This is a genomic window from Terrisporobacter othiniensis (genome assembly GCF_000808015.1).
Classification (GTDB): domain Bacteria; phylum Bacillota; class Clostridia; order Peptostreptococcales; family Peptostreptococcaceae; genus Terrisporobacter; species Terrisporobacter muris.
On the sequence record NZ_JWHR01000060.1, the window covers coordinates 1 to 15,431 of the forward strand.

Annotated in this window: 15 protein-coding genes; 14 read left to right on the top strand and 1 reads right to left on the bottom strand. The window is 27.5% G+C overall.

The features are described from left to right. The first annotated feature begins 441 nt into the window (after positions 1-441). The 9 genes from hydG to QX51_RS05690 all read left to right on the top strand — a co-directional run bounded on the left by hydG (position 442) and on the right by QX51_RS05690 (position 12,142). The gene (hydG, locus tag QX51_RS05650; protein WP_277613761.1) at positions 442-1,872 is read left to right on the top strand and encodes a [FeFe] hydrogenase H-cluster radical SAM maturase HydG; all 1,431 of its coding nucleotides are present in this window, start codon (positions 442-444) and stop codon (positions 1,870-1,872) included. Positions 1,873-2,048: 176 nt separating this feature from the next. Next, a complete protein-coding gene (locus QX51_RS05655; protein WP_039678935.1) occupies positions 2,049-2,660 on the top strand; it encodes an endonuclease/exonuclease/phosphatase family protein in 612 nt (203 codons plus the stop codon). 77 nt (positions 2,661-2,737) lie between these two features. Next, positions 2,738-3,058, top strand: a complete 321-nt coding sequence (locus tag QX51_RS05660) for a hypothetical protein (RefSeq protein WP_039678936.1) — start codon at positions 2,738-2,740, stop codon at positions 3,056-3,058. 283 nt (positions 3,059-3,341) lie between these two features. Beyond that, positions 3,342-4,643 carry a branched-chain amino acid transport system II carrier protein gene (gene brnQ / locus QX51_RS05665; protein ID WP_039678937.1) on the top strand — a complete coding sequence of 434 codons (1,302 nt, stop codon included), beginning with the start codon at positions 3,342-3,344 and terminating at the stop codon, positions 4,641-4,643. 694 nt (positions 4,644-5,337) lie between these two features. Further along, positions 5,338-6,639, top strand: a complete 1,302-nt coding sequence (brnQ, locus tag QX51_RS05670; protein ID WP_039678938.1) for a branched-chain amino acid transport system II carrier protein — start codon at positions 5,338-5,340, stop codon at positions 6,637-6,639. A 429-nt stretch (positions 6,640-7,068) separates the two neighbouring features. Then, the gene (locus QX51_RS05675; protein WP_039678939.1) at positions 7,069-8,931 is read left to right on the top strand and encodes a phytoene desaturase family protein; all 1,863 of its coding nucleotides are present in this window, start codon (positions 7,069-7,071) and stop codon (positions 8,929-8,931) included. A gap of 12 nt (positions 8,932-8,943) precedes the next feature. After that, positions 8,944-9,873: an ABC transporter ATP-binding protein gene (locus tag QX51_RS05680; RefSeq protein ID WP_039678940.1), complete on the top strand. Its 930-nt coding sequence runs from the start codon at positions 8,944-8,946 to the stop codon at positions 9,871-9,873. An 18-nt stretch (positions 9,874-9,891) separates the two neighbouring features. Continuing rightward, on the top strand, positions 9,892-11,040 hold the full coding sequence (locus QX51_RS05685; protein ID WP_242842694.1) for an ABC transporter permease: 1,149 nt from the start codon (positions 9,892-9,894) through the stop codon (positions 11,038-11,040). Next, positions 11,024-12,142 (top strand): ABC transporter permease, encoded by a 1,119-nt coding sequence (locus tag QX51_RS05690; RefSeq protein ID WP_039678941.1) that lies wholly within the window; start codon positions 11,024-11,026, stop codon positions 12,140-12,142. The genes QX51_RS05685 and QX51_RS05690 overlap by 17 nt, the downstream gene beginning before the upstream one ends. Before the next feature lie 56 nt (positions 12,143-12,198). Here the strand turns inward: QX51_RS05690 and QX51_RS05695 are convergent, their stop codons facing one another. Further along, positions 12,199-12,909, bottom strand: a complete 711-nt coding sequence (locus QX51_RS05695) for a YybI family spore inner coat protein (RefSeq protein ID WP_039678942.1) — start codon at positions 12,907-12,909, stop codon at positions 12,199-12,201. 101 nt (positions 12,910-13,010) lie between these two features. Here QX51_RS05695 and QX51_RS05700 point away from each other — a divergent pair, with 101 nt between their 5' ends. From QX51_RS05700 to QX51_RS05720, 5 genes are all read left to right on the top strand, one after another. Continuing rightward, positions 13,011-13,397: an ACT domain-containing protein gene (locus QX51_RS05700; protein ID WP_039678943.1), complete on the top strand. Its 387-nt coding sequence runs from the start codon at positions 13,011-13,013 to the stop codon at positions 13,395-13,397. A 25-nt stretch (positions 13,398-13,422) separates the two neighbouring features. Beyond that, positions 13,423-13,635, top strand: a complete 213-nt coding sequence (locus tag QX51_RS05705) for a hypothetical protein (protein WP_039678944.1) — start codon at positions 13,423-13,425, stop codon at positions 13,633-13,635. Positions 13,636-13,923: 288 nt separating this feature from the next. Continuing rightward, on the top strand, positions 13,924-14,301 hold the full coding sequence (locus QX51_RS05710) for a GntR family transcriptional regulator (RefSeq protein WP_039678945.1): 378 nt from the start codon (positions 13,924-13,926) through the stop codon (positions 14,299-14,301). Between the two features lie 12 nt (positions 14,302-14,313). Further along, positions 14,314-15,168 (top strand): ABC transporter ATP-binding protein, encoded by an 855-nt coding sequence (locus tag QX51_RS05715; RefSeq protein ID WP_039678946.1) that lies wholly within the window; start codon positions 14,314-14,316, stop codon positions 15,166-15,168. Next, positions 15,168-15,431: ABC-2 transporter permease (locus tag QX51_RS05720; RefSeq protein ID WP_039678947.1), on the top strand; the 264-nt coding region annotated here is incomplete at its 3' end. The genes QX51_RS05715 and QX51_RS05720, both read left to right, overlap by 1 nt.

Genomic DNA, 15,431 nt, shown 5'->3' on the forward strand with positions numbered 1-15,431 from the left:
TTAATTTCATATCTATAGCTTTCCATTTTATTTCTGGTGAGTAGTGTACTCTTGTACTCATAATAAAATAACCTCCTTTAAAATCATACATATAGTATGTTTCAAAAGAGGTTGTTTTATTTATTCCTGTGTAAAGGGTTCACTTCATAAACGATAAGGGGGTGTTTTTTTATGTAAGAAATTTTTATCGTAATAAAAAATTAAAAAATCTAATCAAAATAAGTGAATTTGTGCTACTATTTAAGTGAGCTGACCCTAAAGTATCATCTGAGGGGAAAGGTAATCATAATATAAAATTAGTCTGATTACTAAGACTTATCTTAAGTAAAAAGATGGTTATATATTAAGTTCATGATGACCTTTGCCATTGGCGAAGGTTTTTTACTTATTATATATGTCTTCTAATTTGTCAGCAAAAACATTTTTAGGAGGAAAAGTAGTATGATTTATGATCCAAAATCAAGTAAAGCAGAGGAATTTATCAATCATGAGGAGATTTTAGAAAGTTTAGAGTATGCAAACGCGAATAAAGGAAATAAGGAATTAATTGAAGGAATACTAGACAAAGCAAATAGAGCTAAAGGATTAACTCACAGAGAAGCTGCTATATTACTTGAATGTGAAGATGAAGAATTAATTGATAGAATGTTTAAAATGGCAGAAGACATAAAAAAAAGATTCTATGGTAATCGTATAGTAATGTTTGCACCTCTATACTTGTCAAATTACTGTATAAATGGATGTGTTTATTGTCCATACCATTTAAAAAATAAAACAATAGCTAGAAAGAAATTAACTCAAGAAGAAATAAAAAGAGAAGTAATTGCATTGCAAGATTTAGGACATAAAAGGCTTGCTTTAGAAACTGGAGAAGACCCAAAAAATAATCCTTTAGAATATATACTTGAATCTATAAAAACTATATACAGTATAAAGCATAAAAATGGAGCTATCCGTAGGGTGAATGTAAATATAGCAGCTACCACTGTAGAAGATTATAGAAAATTAAAAGAAGCAGGTATTGGTACATATATATTGTTCCAAGAAACATACAATAAAGAATCATACGAAAAACTTCACCCAACAGGACCAAAGCATGACTATGCTTATCATACAGAAGCACATGATAGAGCAATGGAAGGTGGTATAGATGACGTTGGCCTTGGCGTATTATATGGACTTAGCACATATAAGTATGAGTTGGTAGGAATATTAATGCATGCAGAGCATTTAGAAGCAAGGTTTGGAGTGGGACCACATACTATAAGTGTACCAAGACTTCGTCCTGCAGAAGATATAGATGTTTCTGATTTTCCAGATGCACTATCGGATGAAATATTCCAAAAAATAGTTGCTATAATTAGGTTAGCTGTTCCTTATACGGGAATGATAGTTTCAACAAGAGAATCTCAAAAAACTAGAGAAAAAGTACTACATTTAGGAGTCTCACAAATAAGCGGCGCATCATCAACAAGTGTTGGAGGATATGCAGATAGAGCAGAAGGGATTAGTGAAGAAGTTACGAGTGCACAATTTGACGTAGATGATGATAGAACTTTAGATGAAGTTGTTAACTGGTTATTAGATATGAACTATATTCCAAGTTTTTGTACTGCTTGTTACAGAGAGGGAAGAACAGGGGACAGATTTATGTCGCTATGTAAAAGTGGACAAATAGCAAATTGTTGCCAACCAAATGCACTTATGACATTAAAAGAGTACTTAGAAGATTATGCAAGTGATAATACAAAACAAGTAGGAGAAGAATTAATTTCAAAAGAAGTTAAAAAAATACCTAAAGATAAAGTAAGAAATATAGTGGAAGAAAGATTAGTTAAAATATCAAATGGAGAAAGAGACTTTAGATTCTAGTCTTGAAGATACTATAAGCTTTAATATTATAATAAAATATATAGATAATTCTATTTACGGAGAAGACAATTTATTTGTCTTCTTTTTATTATGTAAAAATTTTTAGAATAAAAGGATAATTATAATAATTTATGAATATTATTTTGTAATGGAAAATATAATTGGGGTGATAAAATTTGAAGTTAATTTGTTTAAACATACATAAAGGTACAGATGAATTTAGAAGGGTAACTTTATTTCAACTTATAGATTACTTAAAATCTTTGGATTGTGATGTTATTTGTCTTCAGGAAGTTTTATATTATCAATTTAAGCTCATGAAAAAGCTGTTAAAAATGGATGGGGTATTTGGATTGCATGTAAATAATAAGAAGATGAAATTTGGAATATGTATACTAAGTAAAAATAAAATAGCTCGTAGTGAACATGTATTATTAAGTAGCAAAAAGGAGCAAAGAGGACTATTGAGTATAGATATAGGTGATGAAATTTTTATAAATACTCACTTGGGGTTAGATAATGACGAAAGGAAAACTCAAATAAGTGAAATTTTAGATTTTGCAAAAATGCAAAAGAAAAATATTGTGATTTGTGGTGATTTTAATGAGAAAAATATTAGTTTAGTTTCATATAAAGATGTGGCTCAATACTTGTGTAAGGATTTTTATCCAACTTTTAAAATATCCAGGATTGATTATGTTTTTGTAAGTAAAATAATAAATATAAAATCATATGAAGTTGATGAAGTATTTTATTCAGATCATTTTCCAATTATTGTAGAAATATAAAAACGTATTATGAAAATTTAGAAGTGAAGGAAAAGTGTTATGAAAGTTAATGAGAATTTAAAATAGGAGGAGATTAAATGAGCAGTGATGGAAATTTACTTCAAATAATATTTGATGGTATTTGGGCAACTGGAGAAATTGTAGTAAAAGCATTTAGAAAAGAAGAAGAAAAGTCCCCATTAGATATATTTTTTAACAAAGTGGGACTTTGCAATAAGGATAAAGAATATCCAAAGGTAGTAGAAACAATTTTGCAAAAAGAAGAGAACGTTTATAAAATATGGTGCCCTATAGGTCTTGGAAAAATAGATTTTGAAAAATATTCGGATGCATTAGAAGTTTATTTAGGTAAACAAGTAGAAGTAAAATCTACTAAAGGATTTATATATATTAAATAGATTTGTGGTGAAAGCTATTATAAAGGTATTAAAAAGATTTGGATATGCTGCCAAATCTTTTTTTGATGAAAAAAATCGAAAATATACTATATAAATGATTAATAATATAAATATATATTATAATTTATCTTAAAAATACTTTGCTTTTAATATAAATTATAAGTGATTATATGTTTTTTATAATTTGAATATACAGAAAATTATAATTTTATTGACTATTCAAACATATTTCGTATATAATACATATATGAAACAAAAGAGGAAGGGGAATAAGGAGGTCACAATGAATAAGACAAATAAAGATATCATAATAGTAGGATTTGCATTATTTGCAATGTTTTTCGGAGCAGGAAATTTATTATTTCCGCCATTTTTAGGACTTATAACAGGTAACAGTTGGTTAAATGGATTTACAGGATTTATATTAGCAGATGTAGGTTTATCATTACTTGCAATACTTGCAATAGCAAAATGTGATGGAGAAGTTGGTAAAATTTTCTCAAGAGCAGGACATAAATTATCTATTGCATTAGGATGTGCAATAATGATTTGCATAGGGCCACTTCTTGCTATACCAAGAACAGCAGCTACAACATTTGAGATGGGAATTCAACCAATATTTAGTGGTTTTAATTCAATAGTATTTTCAATAATATTCTTTGGTGCAACATTATTATTAACAATAAAACCATCAAAGGTTGTTGATATAATAGGATCTTACTTAACACCAGCCCTTTTAATTGCATTATTAGTATTAATAGGAATGGGAATATTTAACCCTTTAGGAGAGATTCAACCATCAACAATAGATGGAGTATTTTCTGAAGGAGTATTCCAAGGATATCAAACATTAGATGCCCTAGGAGCGGTTTCTTTAGGAGCAGTAATTATAACAAGTATTGCTAACAAAGGATATACAAAACAGAAAGAACAAGTCAGTATGACATTTAAAGCAGGATTAGTAGCAGGTGCAGGATTACTAGTAGTTTACGGTGGATTGACATATCTTGGTGCAACAGTATCAGGATTATTTGAATCAAATGTATCACAAGCAGGATTAATTGTGTCTATAACAGAAATGTTATTAGGATTCCCTGGAAAAGTTATACTAGGAATAATTGTAATGCTTGCATGTTTAACAACAGCTATAGGTTTAACATCAGCAACTGGACAATATTTCTCTAAACTTACAAATAATAAAGTAAAATATGAAACTATAGTTACAGTAGTATGTTTATTTAGTTTAGTTGTATCTAATTTTGGAGTCGATAAAATAATACAATTTTCAGCTCCTATATTAACATTTGTATACCCACCAACAATAGTTTTAGTAGTATTTACACTATTTGGTGAATTTATTAAAAATGATAATGTGTTCAAATTTGGAACTTATGCAGCACTATTTATAAGTATACTGAATATAATTAGTGATTTTGGTGTAAAGATTCCGCTAATAAATAATTTACCATTATATTCATTAGGATTTAACTGGGTGGTACCTGTAATTATTGCATCAGTAATAGGATTTTTTGTGAAATCAAGTAGATCTAAATTGAACTCTGAATCTGGAGAGATGACTGCTTAGTAGTGATAGATTAAATATAAAAGCCTCTTAGTACTATATTTTATAGTCTAAGGGGCTTTATTTAATGTTTTTACTATTAAAATTGATTAAAAATCGCCTTGCAATCGTTTTCTAATTATAGTTTATATTAAAAAGAAAATATATTAGGTATGTCTACAAAAAGTGTAGTCAAAAGGGAAGTTTTAAATATTTTTTTTAACAAAGTGATAGTATATAATAAGAATAGAGAATTTTCACGAATTATAGTAATTATTTTATGAAAATGAGAAAACGTTTACCGGGTGTGTTAATCTACAAACCTTGAAAAAACAGGCTTCAGAAAAAAAAATTATATTTCAGAAAAATATCTAGGAAGAAAATGTAAAAGAAAACTATTGAAGAATTTATATATATTAAACAATTATGTATGTAAAATTTATTGCGTTATAATAAATGTGTGTTAAAAAAAAGATTTGGACATTTTGACGAATCTTTTTTTATGAAAAAAATCGAAAAAAAACACAGAAATTATTTAGAATATAAATATTAATCTTAATTTTCTGAAAATTACTTTGTTTTTAATATAAATATTCAATTTTATATGGCTATTATAATTTGAATATACAGAAAATTATAATTTTATTGACTATTCAAATATATGTCGTATATAATCCAGGTATAGAACAAAATATTTAGGGGGAATCAGGAGGTCACAATGAAAAAAACGAATAAAGATATTATAATAACAGGTTTTGCATTGTTTGCAATGTTTTTCGGGGCAGGGAATTTAATCTTCCCACCATTTTTAGGACTGATAACTGGAAGTAGTTGGTTAACTGGATTTACAGGATTTATACTAGCAGATGTAGGTTTATCTCTATTGGCTATACTTGCAATAGCAAGATGTAATGGAGAGGTTGGGAAAATATTTTCACGAGCTGGGCATAAAATATCGATTGTCTTAGCATGTGCAATAATGATTTGTATAGGACCACTTCTTGCCATACCAAGAACTGCAGCAACAACATTTGAAATGGGTATTCAACCAATATTTAGTGGCTTTAACTCAATAATATTCTCAATAATATTCTTCGGCGTGACATTATTACTAACTATAAGACCATCAAAGGTTGTTGATATAATAGGATCTTATCTGACACCAGCACTTTTAATTTCATTATTAGTATTAATAGGTATGGGAGTAGTTAATCCTTTAGGACGTATAGAGCCAGCAACAATAGATGGCGTATTCTCAGAAGGAATATTTCAAGGGTATCAAACATTGGATGCTCTAGGAGCAGTATCTTTATCAGCTGTAATATTCACAAGTATAGCTAACAAAGGATACACAAAACAAGAAGAAAAAATAAGTATAACATTTAAAGCAGGATTAATAGCAGGAGCAGGATTATTCATAGTTTATGGTGGACTTACATACCTTGGAGCAACAGTATCAACTATGTTTGATTCAAATGTATCACAAGCTGGATTAATAGTTTCTATAACAGATATGTTATTAGGATTCCCAGGTAAAGTTATATTAGGATTAATAGTAACACTTGCATGTTTAACAACAGCAATAGGTTTAACATCAGCAACTGGTCAATATTTCTCAAAGCTTTCAAATGATAAGATAAAATATGAAGCAATAGTAACAGGAGTATGTTTATTCAGTTTAGTAGTTTCTAATTTCGGAGTTGATTCAATAATTAAATTTTCAGCTCCAATACTAACAGTAATATATCCACCAACAATAGTGCTAGTAGTGTATACTTTATTAGGACAATTTATAAAAAATGATAATGTATTTAAATTTGCAACATATACAGCATTATTTATGAGTATATTAAATATAATGGGTAGTTTTGGAGTGAAAGTTCCTCTAATACATAGTTTTCCATTAGATTCATTAGGATTTAATTGGATAGTACCGGTACTTATTGCATCAGTAATAGGATTCTTTGTTAAGTCAAAAGGTTCAAATGCTAAATCTGATTCAAATGAAGTAACTGCATAGAATTTTAAATTAAATAAATTTAGAAGTCCCTTGATATGTGATTTTACATGATAAGGGACTTTTTAGAGTAGAAGCAGATTTTTTATACCGTTTATAACTTGAGATTAAAATAAAAATTAACTTTGGTAGTCGATAACAAAAATATCTCCAAATAAGAGATTCAATGGTCAGTATTTTATTTTTATTAATTACTTTAATATATATAATAATAAATATTACATTTTTAATAGTCATTGCAGTGAATCAATTAATAAAAAGTACTTTTAGTAAGACAAAAAATAAATAAGAATTAGGATTCTATTAAGATATAACTAAAAAATCCCTAGTATATAAACTATGCTGGGGATTTTATTATGTTTAATAGTAATAGACAAATTTGAAATTTCATAAATATTAATAGTACATAAAAGTAGAAGGAGATTTATATTTATGGAAAGTGAAGTTATTGTTATAGGAGCAGGTCTTTCTGGACTTACATCAGCAGCCCTTCTCGCTAAGAGGGGATTTGATGTAACTGTGGTTGATGCACAGTTTAAACCAGGTGGATCTTGTGGGATTTTCAAAAGAAAAGATGTAATTTTTGAACAAGGCGCTGCTATGATTTATGGATTTGGAAAGATTGGATTTAATCCACATAGATTTGTTTTCAATGCTTTGGAAGAACCTATAGATATAATAAAACATGATGAATTGTATTGTATTAACTTTAAGGGAAAAAGAATTATTTTTCACGAAGATATTAACAAGTTTACTGATGAATTGGGCAAAATTTTTCCTGAAGAAAAGAAGAATTTTAAGAAGTTTTATAATGATTTATCAGATTTATATTTAAAAGTTATAGCTAAGCAACCTACATTCACCACACCAGATGTAGTGACAAAAGAGCAAGGGTTAATGCAATTAAAAAGCCATCCAAAAGCATATATGAAATTTTTAGGGTTTATGAATAAAAATACAGAGTATTTATTAAAAAAATACTTTGAGACTAAAGAAGTTTTTGATTTTTTTGACAAGCTTACTTCAACTTATTGTTATACAAATGTTTATGAAACACCAGCTATATTGTCCTCTGTAATGTTTGTAGATAATCACTTTGGAGGAAGCTATTATCCTGCTGGATCAACGTTAAATTTAGTAGGAAAGCTAGAAAAAGTTATAGAAGAAAATAAAGGAGAGATGATTTACAACAAGAAAGTAGAGAAGATTTTAGTAGACAATAATAAAGTTATAGGCGTAAGGTTGGATGATAATCAAGTTATTAAAAGTAAAATAGTAATTAATTCGGGAAATGTATGGAATCTATATAATAGTTTAATTGATAAAAATTTATGTAAGAAAAATAGAAAATGGGCAAATTCCTTAATATCTACCTATCCATCTCTAGTTTTATTTGCATTAGTAGAAGAGAGAGTAATACCTGAGGATACTTTGCCAATAGAAATGTTAATTAGTAACTCTAAAAAAATTGATGAAGGAGAAATAACTGTTTATATATTAAGTAAAGATGATTATACCCTTTGTCCAAGGGGATATCACACAATTATGGCAATAGGACCTTCATTTAAGCCATGGCCAGTTGGATTAGATAAAGATTATCATGATGTTGACTATTTAAATAAAAAAGCCATTGAAAAAAATAGGATGCTACAAGTATTAGAAAAAAGATTTCCAGGATTTATAGATGCTATATCTTATGTGGAATTAAGTACACCAGCAACTTTAGAAAATTTAGTTATGAAGGAAAAAGGTGCTGTCGCAGGACCAAAGCAACAGCTAGGTCAACATATGATGAAAAGATTGAAAACTAAGGGAGATATAGAAGGTCTTTATAATTGTGGAGAATCTACAGTTATGGGAACTGGAACGCCTGCCGTTACTGTATCAGGAATAAGTGCTGCAAACTTGATTTTAAGAGAGCATCATATGAAAGAATATGAAAATAAAGATATTAAAAAAGATTATGTAAGAATAGTTGAAAATCCATATAGAGGTGAAAGTTTAAAATTAAGTTATGATGAGTTGGAGGATAAAATAGGAAAATTAGCTATGAAGTGTCAATATTGTATGAATCCAACTTGTGAAAGTGCATGTAAGAACAATGTTCCAATAAGAGATATAAATAGAAAATTATCTGTTGGAAATTTCTATGGTGGAAGAAAATTATTAAACCAGCACAAAGTAAATCCTTGTATTAATTGTGAAGAGATTTCATGTGAAAAAGCCTGTGTAAGAAGGAAATTTGATAATGCTGTAAATATAAAAGAAATAAATATTAACTTAATCAAAAAATAAAGGAGGATGACAATGTATATTCTCCAGGTAAAAGATGTGCATAAATCTTATAATAAAACAGAGGCAATAAAAGGTGTGAGTTTCTCTATAAAAGAGGGAGAAATATATGGATTACTAGGACCAAATGGAGCAGGTAAAAGTACTCTTATTAAAATAATTGCTGGAATTGAGAAGCAAGACAGGGGAAAAATTGTTTTTGAGGAAGAAGTAACAAATATAAATAAGTATAAGAAAAACATGGGTATTTTAACACAAGATATTGCCATATACCCTAGCTTTACAGCCTATGAAAATATTTCGTTTTTTTGTTCACTATATTCTTACAAAGGCAGAGAGTTAAAAAGAAGGGTGGAAAGGTCCTTAGAGTTTGTGGGTCTTAATGATTGTAGAAATAAAAAAGCAGAAGAATTTTCTGGAGGTATGATGAGAAGATTACATCTGGCTTGTGCTATAGCTCATACACCAAAACTTATTATTATGGATGAGCCTACAGTTGGTATAGACCCTCAATCAAGAAATCATATATTAGAATCAGTTAGAAAACTGAAAAGCGAGGGAGTTAGTATAATTTATACCTCTCATTATATGGAGGAAATAGAAGAAATATGTGATGAAATTTGTATATTAGACAGAGGTAAAATTATCGCAAAGGGAAGCTCTAAATATCTTAAAAATAATCTAATAAAAAATAATACTTATATTATTATTCTAAAAAATAAAATAGATAATATTGAAAATAATATTCAAAAAATAGATGGAGTTAATTATGTAAGCATTAATGGCAGAGAGATAAAATGCTCTTATTCAAAGGATATTAACATCTTGCAAAAGCTGGTAAATACTATTTTTAATAATGGTGGAGTAATAGAAAGTATAAAAAATGAGTTGCCCACATTAGAAAATGTGTTTTTAAATCTTACTGGGAAAAAGCTAAGAAATTAGTAGATAAGGAGGATAAATTTGATTTTATTAACTCTTATAAAAAAAGAAATTATACAATTTTTTAGAAGTAAAAGCGATGTAATTATTATGCTTATATTCCCAGTAATCCTTATTTTTGTAATGGGGAAGTCCCTAAATGGACTTATGGGAATGGAGAAAGATATATTTAATGATAAAATTATATATTATAGGGTAAATGCACCAATTGAAAATGAGCAGGATTTGCAACGCTTCTATGATTTTATGATTCATTTTGAAAAAAACACAAATGTTAAGTTTATAGAAAATAGTAATTATAATGAAGCTACAAGAGATGTAAATAATAATAAGGCAATTTGTTTTATTGATATTTATGATAATGATATTAATTATTTCAGAAATGAAAAAAAAGAAAGTACAGAAAGTAAAGTATTTAGAAATTTATATGAGCAATATATGAAAAAATATACATTTTTACAGTCAATCTACAAATCAAATCCACAACAAATAAAAAATGTCCTGGATTATGAAATAAAAATATTTTTAATAAATGAAGGTATAAATGCAAAAGAAGTAAACTCTTTTACTTATTACACCTTTGCCATACTGGTGCTAATAATTTTATACATATCCAGTCTTACTTCCACGGCCATGTATAAGGAGAGATTCTTACATACAATGACAAGACTTAAAGTTTCAAACACAAAAAAAATCAATATATTATTGTCGAAAATAGCATTAGGAATAATTGTAGGAGTGCTACAAATAATTATAGTTTACATAAGTAGTACTAAGTTTTTAAAGGTAAATTGGGGAGAAAATTTACCATATATTTTCATGGTATTAATGAGTCTTGTAGTTTTTAGCTCCGTACTTGGAATATTTATGTCCATGATTTTTTCAGATCAAAAAACTGCTTATACAGTCAACAATATATTAATTATAATCATGGGATTTTTAGGTGGTTCTTATGTACCTATGTGTTTAATAAAATCAGTAAGAGTAACTAGTTTTCTTGCACAAATTATGCCAAGCTATTGGGCAAATATATCTTTACTTGGTTTATCTTATAATGTGCAAACAAAATATTATATTATTTCAATATGTATATCCTTAGGTTTATCAGTTTTAATGTTAATCATAGGAAATTTAATATCAAAACTAAAGGTAGGTGGAAGTTTTGATTAGATTAATAATAAACACTATGAAGGTATTGATGAAAAAGAAAAGCTACATAATAGTTGGAATTATTATACCTGCCTTTATAATAGTATTTTTTAGTTTCGAGTTTGGAGGAGAGTACAAATTTAAGGTGGGAGTAATAGATAATGATAACTCCTATACATCAAAGGAAATAATAAAAACTATTGATGATTTAGAAGATATTGAAAGTGTAGAAATAAAAGCTGAGGATTATAAAATTTTATTGATAACCGAGCAGATCCAGATGGCTATAATTATAGATGATGATTTTCAAAATAAGCTACTAAGTTCAGAAGAAAATGAAATAAAGATAAAATCTATTAATGAAAGTGATGTTAAATCAGTAGTTAAAACTATGGTAGAGTTGAAGTGTGAAGACTTATCTATGATTGCAAAAATGAGTAACAAAGATATAAATAAATTCAAAGAAATAAACCAGGATTATAATGACAAAACTACGAGACTTAGTTTAAATGATGTGGATGAAGAAAGACCAAAAATAGAAAATTCATTGGGATTAATCATATTTGTTATATTTATTGTTGGAGGAAATATTGCTAATTTTTTAATTGAAGATGAGGAAAATAAAACAAAAACAAGAATACTTAGTTCGGGAATAAGTAAATGGAAATATTATCTTTCGTTGGTTTTTGTTTTTTATATAATGTCATCTATAACAATTTTAATTTACTATGTATTGTCAAAAATTTTTAGAATAGATTTTGGAATGGAAAATACCTTGAATTTTTTAATTGTTATGCTACTTCTAAATCTTGTTGCTCTAAGTTTTAATTTATGTATAGTTACTTTTATTAGGAGTAGATATACCTCTGGCATAGTGAATGTACTTATAATGGTTCCTTGCTGTATGTTAAGTGGAGTGTTTTGGGATTTTCATATAATGCCAGGAAATTTACAAACGATAGGTCAATTTATGCCAACCAGATGGGTTTATATTTGTATCGAAAATCTACAAAGAACTAATAGCTTAACTAGTATAAACATATATTTAAGTGCAATGGTTATTTTATCAATTATATTTTTTGTTATAAGTTTTATTAAATTAAAAGTAAATAGAGAAGTTTAGTATTTTATAATAAAGAAAAAGGTTGGACTAAATAGTAGTTCAACCTTGAATTTTGACTAATTTTCTTTGTTGTCAGAGTCTAATGTAAAGTACAATCCTTTAGTAACTACATGAAACTTATTATCTAAGAAATTACAAAGAGTTTGAATAATGCCCAAAGTATCTGCGTTTACAACACCAACTATTCTTTGTTGTATAAGTAGTTCATAGTAACTATTATCTACATCTTTTATTGGAAAAAGAGTATTGGGAGCATCTACGTAAGCTTCCACGCCAGGAAGAACCTTACCTTCATCATCATAAGCCAATTGGAGATAATCTTTTGGTCTAGTTGCAAGATTAATAGAGTATTTCTTTTCACCACAATTAACATGAACTTTATAATTATCCTTAAATTTTGCACTGCAAGAATTATTTTTTGAAATATCATTTTGGTTAAAAATTTCTCTAATTTCATTTTTATCAAATTTATAAATTACTCCAATTTCAAATCCTCCAGAACCACCAAAGCTACCTCTTACCATAATCTCATCTTTACCATCATTCGTGAAATCTCCGCAAAACAGTTGCATATCATAACCTGAATAAGGTAATTGTATTTTAACTGGGTATCCAACATCAGGCTTCACAACTAATTCAAGGTTTTGACTATAGGAGCTATTTTCATAAGGAAAAACTCCTACTAAAATGGCTTTATCTTGGGAGTGTTTATCAACTATATTTGCAGAGACACTATCAACAACAACTTTATTATTAGAATCAGACATAATAATCCCCCATTTACATTAAATTTATATCTTCTTCTAACTTATGAAGTTAAATTGTGTTATGTTAATATTATTAATAATATTTAAAAGGGGTGATGAAAATGACAGATAGAAATTTAACGTTAAGAGTGTTGGATAAAACTTATGCAGTATGCTCGCTGAGTAAAGGTGAGGAAATTCCAGTATGGGCATTAAGTGGAGATTTTTTATCAATAACAAAAACAGAAGAGGAGTTATCGATAGTTTGTGAAGAAAAAAATGTAAGACAAGGTATAAAATATGAAGGCAATTGGAGAATATTAAAAATAGAAGGACCACTAGGTTTTTCATTAGTAGGGATACTTGCTAAAATTGCCAATATTATGTCTGAAAATAATATATCTATATTTGCCATATCAACTTATGATACAGATTACATACTTATAAAACAGGGTAATATTAATAAATCAGTTGAGGTATTGAAAAAAGAAAATTATAATGTTATTTAATCAAGCTAATTAGGAGATGAGACAATTGAGAAAAGATAGAGTAAGGATATTATATAAAAATAATTTTGAAAGAATAGTAGAAGAAAGTAACGTCAGAAACTTTAGTGCTTTAATAGGTTGGATGGAAGATTTTAATGAAGGTAATCAAGTACCAACATTAGTTTTATTTGGTAGAGACTTGGGAAGTAATTTCTCTATTAATAAAAGTAATGTTAAAGAAATTGAATTTATGGATTAATATAAAAAAGGAATTGCAAATGATTTTGCAATTCCTTTTTTTATTGTAAGGAAATTAGCATTAAATTTTGTTTTAAAAGTTATAATGAAAATGTTTAATTAGTTTTGTTTCGTAGTATTTTATATGGTTTGTTGATAAAATATAAAATTTAATCTATTAAAATGGAGAAACAGATGTATCAGAAGAGAAGGAAAAATTTTATTTTTAAAAGATTATTGACATTTGGATGCAAATTGTTATATTCTGTATATGAATGATATACACAGAATATAACGGAGAGGATAAAATATGGATATAATAGTTTCAGATTCATCGCCAATAGCTCTTTATGAGCAAATAAAAAATCAAATTATATCTCAGATTGTTTCTAAAAATTTATTACCTGGACAACCCTTGCCATCAATTAGGACTTTAGCAAGAGAGATTAAGGTAAGTATAATCACTGTAAAAAAGTCCTATGAGATTTTAGAAAGTGAAGGATATATAGAGACCGTTCCATCAAAAGGTAGCTTTGTTTCAGCAAAGAATACAGAAAAAATGAGACAACTAGCCATATATGAATGGGAGAATAAATTAGAAGAAATAGTGAAGAGAGCAAAAGAATTAGATATATCCTTGGATGAGGCAATGGAAATTTTTAAAGAATTATATAATCTAACAGATTAAGTGGGGGACATTATGAATGCAGTAGAAATTAAAAATTTAGAAAAATCTATGGGTGATTTTAAATTACATATAGATAGTTTAGAGATAAAAGAAGGATTTGTCACTGGCATTATAGGGACAAATGGAGCAGGTAAAACAACCTTAATGAAATTAATAATGAATATACTAAACCAAGATTATGGTAAAATAAAAATTTTTGGTGAAGACTTTGACAAAAATAAAAAACATATTAAGGAATTAATAGGATATTTAGGGCATGAAACTTTATATCCAGTAGATTTCACACTAGAAGATATAAAATCAAGCATAAGTATATTTTATAAAAACTGGGATGAAAAATTATTTAGAGATTATATTGAAGATTTTAACTTAAATTTACAAGAAAAATATAAAAATCTATCAAAAGGACAAAAAGTTAAGTTTGATTTAGCTATGATTTTATCTTATCATCCCAAATTAATAATTTTAGATGAGCCTACAGCAAATTTAGATCCTATATTTAGAGGGGAGTTTTTACAAGTTCTTCAATTACAAATGGAAAAAGATTTGTCTACACTTATTTATTGTACTCATATAACTAGTGATTTAGATAAAATAGGAGACTATTTTATAGCAATGGATAAAGGCAAAATCATTTTTAATGAAGATATCGAAAATATAAGGAATAACTATGTAATTGTAAAAGGAAGAAAAGAATTATTAAATGAAGAGACAGAGGAAGTATTCCAATATGTAACAGAAAATGAATTTGGATTTAGAGGTATTTCAAATAATAAAATAGAAGTTCAAGATGTATTTGGGGAAGAAGTTTTATACGAAAGACCTAAAATGGAAGATATATTAATACTTAGTAAGGGGAAGAGGTAATGACTGATATAAAGAAATTATTGAAATTCGATTTGAAATTTTTAAAAGGTTATTATAAGTCGTACATATTTATAGCTTTATTTATGCTATTTGTTTTTGGAAATATGGTATTTAATATGGGAGCTTTAATATTAGTTTTCTATTACAGTTTGGATACTGATGAGAACTATAAAAAAGTTAATAGTTTAGTACAAACTCTTCCTATAAATAATAAAGAGTATATTTCTTATAAATATATTTCCTCATTTATGCAGCTAATATTA